Here is a 1,687-nt window from a genome sequence, read left to right as displayed (position 1 = left end):
GCCGGGTTTTTCTGCCGGCGCTCTTCACTCAGCAGCCCGACCTCATCGCCGAAGTACTGCTCATAAATCAGTTTGCCCCCCAATTGCGGGTAGGATGGCAGGTAGCCCTCGCCGCGCAGGTCAAACCCGTTGGCCGGCCGCTCCTGATAATCGACTAGTTTCTTGCCGTCTTTCCAGCCACTGGCGCGGAAATAGCCGTTGGCACCGAACCTGATAAAGTCGCGGGCGTATTCAGCCCCAATCCCGAAGCGGGTGTGGTCGCGGGTAATGTCGTGGTCGAGGAAGGCGTTATAGCCCAACATGCCGTCGGCCAGAAAATGGCGCTGCCCCAGCCCGACATTGGCGGTGGTGCGGCTGTCAATATGGCGCAGGCCGAACTGGGTAAACACCAGCCGCTTTTCGGTGTCATACAGCGGCAACAGCATATCGAACTGGCTGCCGTCCAGCCGCCCACGATCATCCACATTGGCCTGCAATTTCACCGTGCCGTAGCGTTGCAGCCAGTGTTGCAGGGTCTGGTTGGCTTCACTGACCGCCCGGCTGCGCAACTGACTTTTGGCGCTGTCCACAATATCGCCATTTTTCAGCATCCCCGCCGCCCGGGAGGCGGCACTCGCCAGCCAGTGCGCGGTCGGGTTTTGCTCCGCCGACGGGGTGAAATTTTCAGGGGCATTGGTCTGCCTCAGCCCCTCCGCCAGCCATTGACTGGCTTGGGATTGGGGCACCTCAATTTCATCACCGGCCCCTAACGCACTAAAGGGCTGGCTGAATGTCCGTAGTTGGTTGAGTTTTTTCAGCTCGGTCACGGTCAGACCATGCCGTTTGGCGACCGTTTTGACGCTCTCACCGGCCGCCAGCCGGTAAGGTTGGGTCGCTGACCGGGTCAGGGGGGCAGCCTGTACAACGGCATCGGTTTTAGCCCCGGCGATAGTGGGGGTCAGCGCACCCGCCACCGGAAATACAATCTGGGCAACAATATTCACCCAAGCCACCTGCCTAAGCCGATGGTGTTGTTTCTCTGTCCACTGCCTGTCTTGTTTCTTTAGCATGTTTATCAGCCTTTCGAATCAACATTATCCCCCACCAGACATCCTCAAATGCCGGTGCTATTGACTCATCCCGGAGCGGTGTTGCTATCCACGCAGTGAGTTGACAATTAGTACCAAACTGTCAACTGAGGATTTTTTATCTGATAATCAAAAAAATGCAGTCGAATAGACCAACTTAAGTGAACAATTAAGCTAATCAGTCTTTCGAATTTGAGCAGAGTACAAGATTGGAAAATTGACCAGAAAAAGGGGGAAAAATATTTTGGCCGATGCAGAGGAGTTGAATTAAAAAGCAATAATTTATTATTAATATAATATCAATAAGTTACTGGGTTTTTTGCAGTTAATAAAAAAATGAACTAACTTTAAAAAAGAAACTCTTAGTGCAGTTGACAGTTTGGTACTAATTGTCAACTGTTTTCGTTTTCCTTTCCCGTCCCATATTGTCTCAAACCTTCCCGCATTACTCGCGGTATAGCGGACGGTGTGACGAATATTCCGATGGCCCAAATAGTCCTGAATCAAGCGGGTATCGACCCCATTGTCGGCCAGTGCATAACCACAGGCATGTCGTAACATGTGCGGATTCGCGCAAATCGATAATTTTGCCTTCAAACTGGTCTGGCGAATGATTTTAT

The 1,687-nt window shown here is 52.1% G+C and carries 2 protein-coding genes; both read right to left on the bottom strand.

Going from position 1 to position 1,687, the window contains the following annotated elements:
- Nucleotides 1-983, bottom strand: a 983-nt coding sequence (locus tag Xbed_RS18570) for an inverse autotransporter beta domain-containing protein (RefSeq protein ID WP_208612281.1), incomplete at its 3' end; no start/stop codon positions are given.
- Nucleotides 984-1,355: 372 nt separating this feature from the next.
- On the bottom strand, nt 1,356-1,687 hold a 332-nt coding region (locus tag Xbed_RS18565), incomplete at its 5' end, for a tyrosine-type recombinase/integrase (RefSeq protein WP_167371955.1).

It is taken from the genome of Xenorhabdus beddingii, from assembly GCF_002127545.1.
GTDB lineage: Bacteria > Pseudomonadota > Gammaproteobacteria > Enterobacterales > Enterobacteriaceae > Xenorhabdus > Xenorhabdus beddingii.
This window is presented reverse-complemented; position numbering and strand designations above follow the sequence as displayed.